Source organism: Roseibium sp. (assembly GCF_965216085.1).
Classification (GTDB): Bacteria; Pseudomonadota; Alphaproteobacteria; order Rhizobiales; family Stappiaceae; genus Roseibium.
Window position 1 is genome coordinate 2,102,066 of sequence record NZ_OZ244138.1, and the last position, 12,599, is coordinate 2,114,664.

The following is a 12,599-nucleotide window of genomic DNA, read 5'->3' on the forward strand; positions in this document are numbered from 1 at the left end:
TCAAAGACCTCCTTTCGCCGGTTCGATATCAAAGTGAAGCGGTCCAACAAGACAAAGGTTTGCCCCTTGGAATTCAGCACAATTCTGTTTGATCTCGATGGCACATTGACCGACCCTTTTGAGGGGATCACCAAGTCGATCCAATATGCACTTCAAAAAATGGGGGGAATTGTCCCTGATGCGGAGGACCTCAAGTGGTGTATCGGACCGCCGCTGTGGGACAGCTTTGAGGTGCTGCTGGATACGGACAATCAGACTGAACTCGACCAAGCGGTAGAGTTTTACCGGGAACGCTACACCGTGACCGGACTTTACGAAAACACTCTCATTCAAGGAATTCCAGAGCTACTGGAGGTATTGGCGAGAGAAGGCCGAAGTCTTCACGTGTGCACCTCTAAACCGCATTCTTATGCAGGCAAGATCGTTGAACATTTTGGTCTTCGGGATTTTTTCGGGACAGTTTTTGGGTCCGAACTCGATGGGACACGCTCTGCAAAGACCGATTTGATTGCTCATGTCCTGAAAGCCGAAGAGCTGGATGCGTCTGAAGCCGTCATGATAGGCGACCGCAAACATGATTTGATCGGAGCACATGCAAATAATGTGGCATCAATCGGCGTTCTTTGGGGGTATGGAGATAGGGTGGAGCTGCAATCTCAAAAACCGCTCGCCATTGCTGAGCAACCTGCGCAGATCGCCGATATTGTTCGGAGGCGTTCTTAGCGCAATTGCTGAAGCAACAAAAATGTTGCGGCGGATTCATCAGTGATCTTGCGCCTTTCAGTCACACTGAAAAATCCTTCTCAAGACTATTGCGTGGTCCAATAGGGCCCGCTAAAGAGGATCTGAAGAACAGTTCTCGGGGCGGGGTGAAATTCCCCACCGGCGGTATCAGGGAAACCTGGAGCCCGCGAGCGCTTTGGCAGGATGATGCCAAGGGTCAGCAGATCCGGTGAGAGGCCGGAGCCGACGGTTATAGTCCGGATGGTAGAGAACTTGGCCGCGCAGCTTCTCTTGGAGCTGCGGGGTGTTTAGGTCTTTAGAGACTGTTCTGGGCTGAAACTAGAACGGACTTAAGACCATGACCTCACCAACTTCCGCATTGAAACCGCAGCCGTTACTTGCCGCCTTGGCGATGATTGGGGCAGGAGCCTCTTTCGCGCTGGTCAATGGGGCATTACAAGCGTCCACCATGCAGCTCGGTGTGCCGTCTACCTCGGCCGCTTTTTGGCAATACGCCTTGGGGCTAGCCTTTGCACTGCCCTGGGTGTTGCGCCGCGGCCGGGCGGCCTTGAAAACGCAGCAGCTGGGTTTGCATCTTTTGCGCGGCGCTCTTGCAGTGGTCGGCATTCAGCTTTGGGTCGCAGGTTTGGCGCGGGTGGAAATCTGGCAAGCAATTGCGCTTGTTATGACATCACCATTTTTTGTCATTCTCGGCGCTCGGATTTTTCTGGGCGAACAGGTTGGTCTGGTGCGCTGGCTGGCCACTGTCGCCGGGTTTGCCGGCGGCATGGTGATCCTGGAGCCATGGTCGCAGGCGTTCCATTGGGGCGCAGTTCTGCCCGTGGGCGCAGCTGCCTTTTGGGCTGGCACCTCGTTGGTCACCAAAAAACTGACTGAGCGTGAAGCGGCCGATTCCATCACGCTGTATCTCTTGCTGCTGTTGACCCCGGTGAATGCGCTTTTAGCGTTTAGCGATGGCGGCATCGTCCCGAGTGGCCCTGCGCTCTATCTGCTGATTGGCGCTGGCCTCTTAACGGTTCTTGCCAATTATCTCCTGACGCTTGCTTACCAAAAGGCTGATGCCGCGTTCGTGCAACCGTTTGATCATCTTAAACTGCCGCTCAACATTGCCGTTGGTTTCTTTGCGTTCGGTTTTGCACCTGCAGGGACTTTCTGGCCCGGCGCGCTGGTTATCGTTGGTGCATCATTGCTGGTTATGATGAATGAACAGCGGCGCAGTGTTGCGGCGGCTGAAGCCCGTTAGTGTTTGCTGCCAGATAGGCTATGGCAACAAAGTTCAAAAAAAGTTCGAGCCCTGCCAAGGAATGGCCATCGGGCTGCGTCTAATCTTTCAAGATGGATAGTCAGCTGAGTGACGAAGAATTGGTGGAAGCGGCAGCCGCTGGCAATGCGGGCGCCTTCGGCTGGCTGCTGGAACGCCATTACGATACGATTTTCAGGTTTTCTTATCGGCTTCTCGGCCACCGGGAAGACGCTGAGGATTTGGCGCAGGATGTGTGCTCTGCTTTGGCGGTGAAGCTGTCCAGTTTCAAGCGGCGTTCATCCTTTACCACCTGGCTCTACCGGATTGTCTTGAATGCGGCCCGTGACCGGCATCGGCGCCGGGTGTCTTTCGACAAAGCTGCAGCTGGTTTTGGCGAGGTGGATGCCCTGCGGCGGGCTGAATGGGCGGAAGCTGGAGACCAAATCGCTTGGCTTTACGAAACGCTTGAGGCCATCGGTGGGGATTTTCGAGAAACCGCGGTCCTTGTGCTCGGTGAAGAGATGACCCACGCCCAGGCGGCGGAAGTTTTATCTGTGCGGGAATCGACCATTTCCTGGCGCATGTCCAAACTGAAGGATACTCTCAAAACACTTGCGAAAGCAGAAGCATGACGGACGATCTGGACAAATTGCGCAGTGCCTTCCGGCAAGAAAGCCCCGTTACCGCTCGCCCGGATGCGCGGAAAGCGGCAATTGATGCTGCGCTCTCCCGCTTTGAAGACCAAAAGGCAGAAAAAAATTCACATCGTCACCAAGGATCGGAACCCGGCGCACGTCTCATGACCAGAGCTGCAGCATTTGCAGCCAGCGTTTTGAGGAGAGTTTTCATGATCGGTTCTTATCAGAAATTGTCTTATGCCATGGCAGGCGGCGTCAGCCTTTTGGCGCTTGCGCTTGTGTTTAACCTGAACAATCTCAACGAGTTTAAAGACGTGCGCGGACCGGTGCCGCAACAAGCTCAAGAGGGTGCTGGGACGAGCTCCCCCATGCCGAAATCCGAACACCCCACCAATCAACCGCTTGGGCTCATTGCGCCATCTGAGCCCGAACCAATGCTGGAACGCGTTGAAGCCGATGCAGAGACGGGAGCAGCAGCGGGAACCCGGGCCCGTGAAGTGTTGGCTCCGGCAAAACTGAAACGGATGCAACAGCAGGTCAGCGCACCGCTGGCGGCGGCACCGGCTGGAGGAGCTGTGCCTTCGACTGCTTTGGCGCCGACAGATGATGCTGCCAACACGGCCGTTTATGAAGAGCAGGGCCGGGACAAGTTCGCCGATCACGACGACAATCCGGTCAAACGGGCCGCTGAAGAGCCGGTGTCGACCTTTTCAGCGGACGTGGATACGGCTTCTTATGCCTTTGTCCGCAAGGCCTTGAACAACGGGGCATTGCCGCCGAAGGATGCGGTGCGCATCGAGGAGATGATCAACTATTTCAATTATGATTATCCGCTGCCGGACAGCCGAGACATCCCATTCCGGGCTGATGTGGAGATCTTACCGTCGCCCTGGAATGGCGAAACCAAACTGATGCGCATTGGCATCAAGGGGTATGAGTTGGAGCGCGCCAGCGCACCGGCGGCCAATCTGGTGTTTCTGCTCGACACGTCCGGATCGATGAATGCGCCGGACAAGCTGCCGCTTCTTCAGAATGCGTTTCAGATGTTGGTGTCCAACCTGCAGCCGGACGATACAGTGTCCATCGTTGCTTATGCCGGAAGCGCCGGGACAGTCCTGGAGCCGACACCAGCTTCTGATACCGCAAAAATCCAGGCGGCCTTGCAGAACTTGTCGGCTGGCGGGTCTACAGCGGGCGGCGAGGGGATCCGGCAAGCCTATCAACTGGCCGAGCAGAGTTTCAAGAAAGATGGTGTCAATCGGGTCATTCTGGCGACAGACGGGGACTTTAATGTCGGCATCCAGAACCCGGAAGAGCTGAAGGATTTTGTCGAGCGCAAGAGGGGTACCGGCATCAACTTGTCCGTGCTTGGATTTGGCCGGGGCAATTACAATGACCTTCTGATGCAGGAGCTTGCCCAAAATGGCAACGGCAATGCGTCCTATATCGATACCTTGAGCGAAGCCCGCAAGGTTCTCGTTGATGAAGCCAGCTCAACGCTCTTTCCGATTGCCAAGGATGTGAAATTCCAGATCGAATTTAATCCGTCTGCTGTGAGCGAGTACCGATTGATTGGCTATGAAAGCCGTTTGCTCAAACGCGAGGATTTCAACAACGACAAAGTTGATGCAGGCGACATTGGCGCTGGCCACACAGTGACCGCACTTTATGAGTACCGCCCAGTGGCAGCCACCGGCGCCCTGATCGAACCGCTGCGCTATCAGACAACGGCAAAACGGGCAACAGGTGCGAGTGCTGACGAAATCGCTTTTCTGAAAATCCGTTACAAACTGCCGGAGGAAGATCAGAGCAAGCTGATCGAGGTTCCCGTTCAAACGGATAGAGTCAGGTCAGAATTGGCAAGTGCGTCCAACGACAGCCGGTTTGCCGCGGCTGTGGCTGCCTTCGGACAAATACTCAAAGGCGGCAAACACACTGGTGATTACTCTTTTGAGGATGTGCAAGTGTTGGCCGCCGGTGCCCGCAGCAAAGATCCGTTCAACTACCGTGGATCCTTCCTTGAACTTGTCCGACTGGCCCAAAGTGCCCAGGCAATGGAGCCGCTGAAGAAATAAGGTTTGGCTGAGATTTCCGGTCGCCGTGTCAAAGCGGTGGCTGGAGATCATTCAGCCGTTTCAAATATCGTCTCAATTGCCTCGAACATGATTTTGTAGACCTCTAGTTCGTCTTTCGCGAAGTCGCCATGCGGCACAGTCTTTTTCGCTTCAGTGATCAGATCTGCTTTGATGGCATCCAGATCAATGCTTGTTTTTCCAGCAACATTGGACAGTTCCACGTGCAGTCGCTTGGCAATGCCGGCGTAAGCCACGATCGCCGCCGCAGCGAGGGTTTGTTTTTCCGGAACTTGGATCTTCATTCTGTCGCTTTCATTTTTATATAGTGTCGACTGGACGTCGCCGAGTGTGTCAGATGTAGTTCATTACGGACCAATTGGAAGGAACACCGATGACTCAGGATCCGTTGACCGTTCATGTGCTGATTGAGGGCCGGGTGCAAGGGGTTGGCTACCGGGCCTGGTGTGCGGATGAAGCGATTGCCCGGGATCTCTCCGGCTGGGCGCGGAACCTGAAAAGCGGCGCGGTGGAGGCCGTTTTCTCCGGTCCTTCCGATACAGTAGTCGACATGATGGATGCCTTATGGCGGGGCCCATCCCTTGCCCGGGTGACCTCTGTGAGTGATCTTGATCCGGTGGATCCTGCTACCGGACGTTTTGAGGTTCGCACGACCGTGTAAAGCCTTGAGCTACCTCTGAATCGCAAAATACCTATATCAATTCCAACAAACTCCGTTGAACTGTCACAGAAATTTCGCAATCATCTGTTCTCACGTGTGAAACAATCGCGGCGAGCGATCTTGTTCGCTGGATCGGGAGCAGGGAGCGGACTTGTGAAAATCGCAATTTTGGGTGGTGATGGGTTTGTTGGTTGGCCGACGTCTTTGCATTTGTCCGACAAGGGCCATGAAGTTCACATTATCGACAATTTGAGCCGCCGCTGGATTGATGCCGAGCTTGGTGTGCAATCTTTGACCCCGATGGATTCCATCCAAGAACGCACCCGGATCTGGAAACAGGAAACCGGCAATACCATTCATTTTCATCTGATCGATATTGCTGAAACTTATGAGATTTTCAAAGCTTGGCTTGCAGACGAGCGGCCAGACGTGATCATCCATTTTGCCGAACAGCGCGCCGCGCCCTATTCGATGAAATCGGATCAGCACAAAAACTACACGGTCAACAACAACGTCAATGCCACCCATCATCTGCTTAACGCCATGGTGGAGCTGGATTTGGATGCTCATCTGATCCATCTGGGTACCATGGGGGTCTATGGCTATTCCAATGTCGGTGCGGCGATCCCGGAAGGCTATCTCAATGTGGATGTGGAGACGCTCTCCGGCGCTACCGCCAGCCAGGAGATCCTCTACCCGGCCAATCCGGGCTCGATCTATCACATGACCAAGTGCCTCGATCAGCTGCTTTTCCAGTTCTACGCCAAGAACGATGGTCTCAGAATCACCGATCTGCATCAGGGGATCGTCTGGGGCACCCACACCGAGCAAACGCTGAAACACAAACAGCTGATCAACCGGTTCGATTATGATGGAGACTACGGCACCGTTTTGAACCGCTTCTTGATCCAGGCGGCGATCGATTATCCGCTGACGGTTCATGGCACTGGTGGACAAACCCGAGCCTTCATCCATATTCAGGATTCTGTGCGCTGTATCGAACTTGCGCTTAAAAATCCGCCGGACCGCGGTGACCGGGTGATGGTGTTCAATCAAATGACGGAAACCCACCGGGTGCGCGATTTAGCAGACCTGATTTCCAGGATAACGGGCGCGAAAATCGCCTATTTGCCGAACCCCAGAAAGGAAGCGCCGGAAAACGAGCTGGTGGTCAAAAATGATCAGTTCCTGGAGCTCGGACTTGATCCGATCACGCTGGAGAATGGGCTTCTCAGCGAAGTGGTTGATGTTGCGAAAGCCTATGCTTATCGGATCGACCGCAGCCGGGTGCCGGCCGTTTCCGCCTGGACGAAAGAAATTGCCGTCGACATCGAGCATGATCCGGAGCACCCGCGCTTGAAGTCTGTTTCCTGAAGGATCTGATATGACGGACCGTCCGGCCTTTGAGTCAGAAGCGACCAGCGCAAACGCCTATGTCACGCTGGTGACCAATGCTGATTACGTGCGTGGTGCAACCGCCCTGTTGCGCTCCTTGCGTCTCAGTGAAACGGTCGCGGATTTGGTCGTGCTTTATACGCCCGGTGTTGCGCCGGAGGAGCTGGAAGTCCTGCGCGAATTCTCGCCGCGGCTGGGTCAATGCGATCGTCTGCCAACCTCGGAAGCTTTCAACGAGCGGCATGAGCGCGGGCGGTTGCACAAGACGGCCCCTTTCACAAAGGGCGGTAAGCCGCAGTTTCACACACCGCTCGACAATTTCGTCAAGCTGCGCCTCTGGCAATTGCGGGACTATGACAGCGTCGTCTTCATTGATGCTGATGCGCTGGTAATAAAAAATTGCGACAAGCTGTTTGGCTATCCGGAGTTTTGCGCTGCGCCCAATGTCTATGAAGCGCTGGGCGATTTTCACCGTTTGAACAGCGGTGTGTTTACCGCCCATCCGAATGCAGCGACCTTCGCTGATATGCTCGCCCGCCTTGATGCACCGGACGCTTTCTGGCGGCGGACAGACCAGACCTTTTTGGAAAGCTATTTCCCGGACTGGCACGGCCTGCCTGTCTTCTACAACATGTTGCAATACGTCTGGTTCAACCTGCCAGAGCTGTGGGATTGGGATCAGATACACATTCTGCACTATCAATATGAAAAGCCGTGGCAAACCGGACACGCGCGCTCTGAAAGCTTGCGCCCTCTGATTGATCTGTGGCAGGCCTATTATGAGGGGCGGGATGTTGGCGAAACGCTTGCCAACATGCCGTCACCGCCCGCACAGAAGTAGAAAAGTCGATCCATGCATATTCTTATGTCCGGGGCCACAGGGCAGCTTGGCCGGTTCATTGCGGCGCGTCTGCGCCAGGACGGTCACCAAATCACCTGTCTAGGCCGTATGCCATCAGACGTCCCGGAAGATGAGTTCATCAAATGGGATTTGGAAGATCGTGAATTCACTCTGCCGTCAGCGGACGCTCTGGTCCACTGTGCCTTGTCGCATGTGCCCGGCAAATACCGGGATGGGGAGGGCGACGATCCGCACGGTTTCATCACACTGAATGTAGAAGGAACACAGGCGCTCTATCAGGCAGCCAAAGCGGCCGGCGTCGATCAGTGCGTGTTTCTCTCCAGCCGCGCAGTTTACGCTGGCGCGTCCGATTGGGGCGTGTTGACCGAAGAGGCTCCAGTTGAAGCGGATTCGTTTTATGGTCAGGTCAAATATGCTGGAGAGTTGGCCCTCCATGTGTTGTGCGACGATACATTCAAGGGAACGGTTTTACGTGCGACAGGGATTTATGGAGTCCCGCCGGGCCTAGACGCCCACAAGTGGTCCAAACTTTTTTCCGATTTTTCCAAGGGGGAGGCGGTTGTTCCCCGGGTTGGCACAGAAGTGCATGGCGAGGACCTGGCCGAAGCTGTGGTGCTGCTGCTGGAAAAACGGTTGGCCAGCAGCGACGTCTTTGATGTGTACAACGTGTCCGACATCCTGCTCGATCTTCAGGACCTTTTGAAACTCTATGCAGAAGTTTTCCCGGTGGAGGCCGTACTGCCTATCCGCTCTCCAGGTGCCGTGGGCGTGATGGATGTCGCCAAACTTGTCAAACTTGGCTGGGCACCCGGTGGCAAAGCCAAGCTCGTAGAGTTTGTCCAGTCTTTGCCTGCTTCCAAAAACCTCCAAGAAACCGCTGAACCCAATACCGCTTCTCAAAGCGTGTAACGGTGGGAGGCAAGGGCGGTTTTGAAATTGAAAATGGCGCTAACTCCTCCGCACGTGTCATGAGCCAGGTGGATAAATTTCTTAAGACAAATCGGTACTGCGTCCTCACACAGGAAAACAACTCATGATCATGTTTGATTTTGACGGTGTGATCTCTGATTCAAAAGAGGTCTGCCTAGAGGCTTGCCGTGCGGCGGCCCGGGAACAGGATGAACGGGTCGCGATTGCTGATGATGCTTTCTCAGACCTCGACCCGCTGACATTCGAAGCGCTGGCCATCAGGCACGATCTCAAACCGGACGCCTTCGCTGCGTCTGTCGCTAATCATGTTTCACAGCGGGCAGACCTTTGCCAGCCATTCGGCGGCATCCCGGAAATGATCGCAGAGATCTCCGGGCAGCATGAATTGGCGGTTATGAGCGCAAGTCATAGCCGTGTAATCCGGTCTTTTCTGGTCAGGCATGGACTGATCGAAAAGTTTCTTCACGTGATCGGTGGAGATACTCCCGGCAACAAGGCTGAAAAGATCGCAAATCTCAAGAAGACAGCCGGCGGATCAAGCCACGCGTTTGTTGGTGATGCTGTTAGCGATATGCAGGCCGCGCAAGCCTGTGAGTTGCCGGTGATTGCAGTAACCTGGGGATGGCAACCGCGGGGGCGTCTTGAGGCGGAAAACCCGGATCATATTGTGACCAGCCCTCAGGAGCTGAGTGAAGTCATCCGGGGAATTTCTGTGTCGACGGAAGGAGCATCCTTATGAAACTCATCCATCTAACAGATCTCCATATTGCACCTGATGACAAAGGTACCGCGTACGAAGGGGCAGCGGAGCGCGCGGCACGGGCGGTTGATATCATCAATGCGGATCACGCTGACGCAGAACTCTGTGTTGTCACCGGCGATATCGTTTATGACCCCGATCCAATAGCCTACGAATTGGCCGAACAGATCCTCTCTAAGCTTCAGGTGCCGGTGGTCAGCCTGGTGGGCAACCACGATGACCGTGACATGGCGGTCAATACCTTGTCGTCCCTAACTTTGGATCGGGATGGTTTTGCGCAATGTGTCGTAAAGACCTCCGGCGCCACTTGCATCCTGCTGGACACCAAAGCCGAAGGGACACATGCGGGTGCGTTTTGCAAAATACGTCAGGATTGGTTGAAAGCGGCTCTGAATGAGATCAACGGCTCAGAACCAGTCTGGATTTTCCTGCATCATGCGCCGTTCCCAACCGGTTTGCCGGCCATGGACACCATCGGTTTGAACCTTGAAGACGCTACTGCGCTGGGCGATTTGCTTGCCGCGCATGGTGGTGCCGAACATCTTTTCTTTGGGCACTATCACCGGCCCATGTCCGGCCGCTGGCGGAACATTGCCTTTTCAGCGCACCGCTCCTTGATGCTTCAATGTGCGCTAGATCTTAAGACCCAGGAACATGTCCCGGCGGTTCCGGAAGAACCGCAATTTGGCATCGTCCTGGCGCAACCGGATTTGACCGTGGTTCACTATCATGATTTTGACAGGGATCCGCCGGACTTGACTTTGGGCGCTGCCGATAGCTGATTTTCAATCAGAAAACTGACGGGGCAGGAAATTGGAGTTGGGAAAGGGAGTTTTGCTAGGCTGACACGGTCTGACCAAAAATCTTCTCAAATTCGGCCCGCAACACACTGTCGTTTTCGGCCATTGTGACCGGAATGCCGAGGTCGACCAAGCTGGTCACGCCATGTTCGCTGACGCCGCAAGGAACGATTCCCGAGAAATGATCCAAATCCGGCTCCACATTAAAGCTGATGCCATGAAAGGTGGTCCATTTGCGCAGGCGAATGCCGATAGCAGCGATTTTGTCTTCGGTATTGGCGCCGCGGTCCGGCCGTGGGACCCAGACGCCAACCCGGTCTTCGCGCCGTTCACCGCGGATGTGATAGTGCCACAGGGTGTTGATCAGCCAGGCTTCGAGCGCTGAAACAAACACACGAATGTCCTGCCTGCGGCGTTTGAGATCCAGCATGACATAGGCAACCCGCTGTCCGGGTCCGTGATACGTGTGCTGACCGCCCCGGCCTGTGCGGTAGACCGGAAAGCGGTCAGGGGTGATCAGGTCCTTGTCGTCGGCTCTCGGTCCGGCTGTATAAAGCGGTGGGTGTTCCAACAGCCAGACCCGCTCATTTGCGGTGCCATTGATGATTCGCTGCACATGAGCATCCATTTCCCGTGTGGCGTCCTCATAGTCGATGAGATTATCTGAAATCCGCCATTCAACCGGCGCAGAGCCTGGAAGTGGCAGAAAATCAATGTTTAGGGCGTCGCGGTCGTCGGGTGACATGTGGATGACACTTCTTTGTTTTTTGAGCAGGCTGCCCATCCCGTGGTAAGATCGGGCGCTGGCGGATGTCCGCCCTATGTAAGGACTAAGGCGTGTTATGGCCACCTTTGATGAAATCAATGTCGATATCTCAGTCGTACTTGGCGAGAACCTCATGCCTGTGCACCAGCTCTTGCGCATGGGCCGTGGCGCGGTGATTGATCTCGACGTCGATGAAGACGACGATGTCAAGATTTACGCCAATAGCACGCTGGTTGCCAAAGGTCAGGTGGTTCTGCTTGGCGAGCGGATCGGCATTTCCATCACGGAAGTCCTGATGAGGCCGCCGGAAATCCGGCCAATGCGGACCGACGGACCTCTTTGAAAAAACTCTTCAAAAGAAAATTCAGGTGCCTGTGAATTATTGCAGGCTTCGCTCTTGCGCCTCCAAAAACCTTTTGCTACATGGGGCGCCTCGACGCGATCAGCGCCGGGAAAAACTGAATATGCGGTCGTGGCGGAATTGGTAGACGCGCAGCGTTGAGGTCGCTGTGGGCTAACCCCCGTGGAAGTTCGAGTCTTCTCGACCGCACCATTCATCAATCACACTACCAGGTGATTGAAAACAAAGGCGCTCTTCGGAGCGCCTTTTTTGTTTTCGCGCTTTTTGCTTGATGTTCTCCTTCATGGGTTCAAGAGTTAAAAACCGAGATCTGTGTTGCGTCGATGGGCTGGGTCCTTGGCCGGGTAAGAAATGCCGACGGCCTGTCGCGTTTCGATTGTTCCGGGCCGTAGAACCGACGCATAGACACCGAAATTCAAGTCGAATGACCGTGAGATTGTCTTCAAGATTTGCGGATCTTTGGGGAGGGTGTCTTGTCCGGCCGTGACCATGACACAGCGTTCGGTCTTGTGGGTGACCTTCAGGCGGGCATTGCCGATTGAAAGGACACTTCCAAGAAGGTCTTCAGATGTCATGTGGTCCGGGACATCCAGAACGATATTGGCGCGGAAACGGCGCGTGTCGATTTCGGCTTCCGGAAGAAGGGTCTGCAACTTTGTCAATTCGGACGACAGAATGAGGTGGACGGCGGCATCATCAAAATGCGGACTATCCTGCTCGCGGACGATTTCGACTGGCTGATCCATAACCTTTGCCAAGCGTTGGTCAAGACCGTCCGATTGAATGTGCTCCAATTGATCTTCGCGCGCCCCGATATACACATTTCCATCCTGTGTTACGGCGCGCAGAGCGAGGAGATTGTCGATTCTTTGGAACCTGTTTGTCGATTTGCCACTGCCGAGTTTTCCGCGTTGATCGGCCAACGCAAAAAGCCTGTCGCCTTGGAAACCTCTTTCCTCGACATAAGCCAGATCCACCTGTTCGCCCTGCAGGGATTTCACCGGATATCGCCACAGGGATCGAATTCTCATGTTGGTGTTCCTGGCAGATGAAAGACCGTGTTTCAAAACATATGCGCCAGAGATTGCAGGGCTGCTGCGCTGTGGTCTGGCCATCAGTAGTTTTCATCGTTTTGGACGTTTGTCCATATTTACTGTTTTTCGGCGGAGACCAGCTAAATCGATCAACTATAAACAGGGATTTCTTGCAGAGGTCCGTTTCGATAAGTGCGTAATGCCGCCTGTTCTGATCGGAAATTGAATTCCTTTGCGGAATTCGTTTGGAACAACTCACTGTATCCGCTGATTTTCTTACCCCGGTGAAAATAGTTTCAAAAATGTGAAGTC

The 12,599-nt window shown here is 54.5% G+C and carries 14 protein-coding genes, 1 tRNA gene and 1 riboswitch; of the genes, 12 read left to right on the forward strand and 3 right to left on the reverse strand.

Translation table 11 applies throughout. From position 1 onward, the window contains the following. The first annotated feature begins 66 nt into the window (after nt 1-66). From ACOOFE_RS09755 to ACOOFE_RS09770, 4 genes are all read left to right on the forward strand, one after another. Nucleotides 67-723, forward strand: coding sequence for an HAD family hydrolase (locus ACOOFE_RS09755; RefSeq protein ID WP_420414747.1), 657 nt, complete (start codon nt 67-69; stop codon nt 721-723). Nucleotides 724-851: 128 nt separating this feature from the next. After that, a riboswitch (FMN riboswitch) is annotated at nt 852-1,000 on the forward strand. An 81-nt stretch (nt 1,001-1,081) separates the two neighbouring features. Next, nucleotides 1,082-1,987 carry a DMT family transporter gene (locus ACOOFE_RS09760; RefSeq protein WP_420414748.1) on the forward strand — a complete coding sequence of 302 codons (906 nt, stop codon included), beginning with the start codon at nt 1,082-1,084 and terminating at the stop codon, nt 1,985-1,987. A gap of 92 nt (nt 1,988-2,079) precedes the next feature. Then, nucleotides 2,080-2,619: an RNA polymerase sigma factor gene (locus ACOOFE_RS09765; protein ID WP_420414749.1), complete on the forward strand. Its 540-nt coding sequence runs from the start codon at nt 2,080-2,082 to the stop codon at nt 2,617-2,619. 215 nt (nt 2,620-2,834) lie between these two features. Then, nucleotides 2,835-4,700 carry a vWA domain-containing protein gene (locus tag ACOOFE_RS09770; protein WP_420414750.1) on the forward strand — a complete coding sequence of 622 codons (1,866 nt, stop codon included), beginning with the start codon at nt 2,835-2,837 and terminating at the stop codon, nt 4,698-4,700. Nucleotides 4,701-4,747: 47 nt separating this feature from the next. On the opposite strand, the gene ACOOFE_RS09775 is transcribed toward ACOOFE_RS09770, so the two are convergent. Next, a complete protein-coding gene (locus tag ACOOFE_RS09775) occupies nt 4,748-5,002 on the reverse strand; it encodes a hypothetical protein (protein WP_141186252.1) in 255 nt (84 codons plus the stop codon). An 89-nt stretch (nt 5,003-5,091) separates the two neighbouring features. Between ACOOFE_RS09775 and ACOOFE_RS09780 the strand changes: the two genes are divergently transcribed. The 6 genes from ACOOFE_RS09780 (at nt 5,092) to ACOOFE_RS09805 (ending at nt 10,108) form a co-directional block, all read left to right on the forward strand. Beyond that, complete coding sequence (locus ACOOFE_RS09780; protein ID WP_420414751.1) at nt 5,092-5,379, forward strand: acylphosphatase; 288 nt, start codon at nt 5,092-5,094, stop codon at nt 5,377-5,379. 153 nt (nt 5,380-5,532) lie between these two features. Then, complete coding sequence (locus tag ACOOFE_RS09785; RefSeq protein WP_420414752.1) at nt 5,533-6,753, forward strand: NAD-dependent epimerase/dehydratase family protein; 1,221 nt, start codon at nt 5,533-5,535, stop codon at nt 6,751-6,753. A 10-nt stretch (nt 6,754-6,763) separates the two neighbouring features. Beyond that, complete coding sequence (locus tag ACOOFE_RS09790) at nt 6,764-7,615, forward strand: glycosyltransferase (RefSeq protein WP_420414753.1); 852 nt, start codon at nt 6,764-6,766, stop codon at nt 7,613-7,615. Between the two features lie 12 nt (nt 7,616-7,627). Beyond that, nucleotides 7,628-8,545 (forward strand): NAD-dependent epimerase/dehydratase family protein, encoded by a 918-nt coding sequence (locus ACOOFE_RS09795; RefSeq protein ID WP_420414754.1) that lies wholly within the window; start codon nt 7,628-7,630, stop codon nt 8,543-8,545. 124 nt (nt 8,546-8,669) lie between these two features. Continuing rightward, nucleotides 8,670-9,305: an HAD family hydrolase gene (locus ACOOFE_RS09800; protein ID WP_420414755.1), complete on the forward strand. Its 636-nt coding sequence runs from the start codon at nt 8,670-8,672 to the stop codon at nt 9,303-9,305. Beyond that, the gene (locus ACOOFE_RS09805) at nt 9,302-10,108 is read left to right on the forward strand and encodes a metallophosphoesterase (RefSeq protein WP_420414756.1); all 807 of its coding nucleotides are present in this window, start codon (nt 9,302-9,304) and stop codon (nt 10,106-10,108) included. The genes ACOOFE_RS09800 and ACOOFE_RS09805 overlap by 4 nt, the downstream gene beginning before the upstream one ends. Before the next feature lie 55 nt (nt 10,109-10,163). Here ACOOFE_RS09805 and lipB read toward each other — a convergent pair whose 3' ends face one another. Further along, nucleotides 10,164-10,871 (reverse strand): lipoyl(octanoyl) transferase LipB, encoded by a 708-nt coding sequence (lipB, locus tag ACOOFE_RS09810; protein WP_420414757.1) that lies wholly within the window; start codon nt 10,869-10,871, stop codon nt 10,164-10,166. Nucleotides 10,872-10,968: 97 nt separating this feature from the next. On the opposite strand from lipB, the gene ACOOFE_RS09815 reads away from it, so the two are divergent. Both ACOOFE_RS09815 and ACOOFE_RS09820 read left to right on the forward strand, forming a co-directional pair. Further along, entirely contained in the window at nt 10,969-11,235 is a 267-nt protein-coding gene (locus ACOOFE_RS09815) for a FliM/FliN family flagellar motor switch protein (RefSeq protein WP_141186260.1), read from the forward strand. Between the two features lie 123 nt (nt 11,236-11,358). After that, nucleotides 11,359-11,445 (forward strand) — tRNA-Leu (locus ACOOFE_RS09820). A 104-nt stretch (nt 11,446-11,549) separates the two neighbouring features. Here ACOOFE_RS09820 and ACOOFE_RS09825 read toward each other — a convergent pair. Continuing rightward, entirely contained in the window at nt 11,550-12,284 is a 735-nt protein-coding gene (locus ACOOFE_RS09825; RefSeq protein WP_420414758.1) for an MOSC domain-containing protein, read from the reverse strand. Nucleotides 12,285-12,599 lie beyond the last annotated feature (315 nt).